The following is a 421-nucleotide window of genomic DNA, read 5'->3' on the forward strand; positions in this document are numbered from 1 at the left end:
CATCCTCATGGACGAGCCGCTGGGCGCCCTGGACAAGAAGCTCCGCGACCAGCTCCAGGTCGAGATCAAGACCATCCAGCAGGAACTCGGCCTGACCGTCATCTATGTGACGCACGATCAGGAAGAGGCACTGGTCATGTCGGACCGTATCGCGGTGATGCGCAACGGTCTGATCGAGCAGTTCGACACCCCCCGGGAGCTGTTCGAACGCCCCAGGACCCCCTTCGTGGCGGACTTCCTGGGCGCGGCCAACTTCCTGCCGGGCCGCATCGAGCAGCACGACGGCGAGCACACCCTGGTCCGTCTCGACAACAGTGGCGGCCTGCTCAAGGCGCGGCGCCACGACCTCGCCTCCGGCACGGCGGTGAAGGTCGCCGTCCAGCCGGGCCGGCTGCGGGCCTGCGCCAGTGACGACGGCTTT

The 421-nt window shown here is 67.5% G+C and carries 1 protein-coding gene; it reads left to right on the plus strand.

What is annotated here, in order from left to right; translation table 11 throughout:
- A partial coding sequence (locus KCH48_RS41860) for an ABC transporter ATP-binding protein (RefSeq protein WP_210582884.1) occupies positions 1 to 421 on the plus strand: 421 nt, incomplete at both ends.

This window comes from Streptomyces sp. GESEQ-4 (assembly GCF_017948455.1).
Lineage (GTDB): Bacteria > Actinomycetota > Actinomycetes > Streptomycetales > Streptomycetaceae > Streptomyces.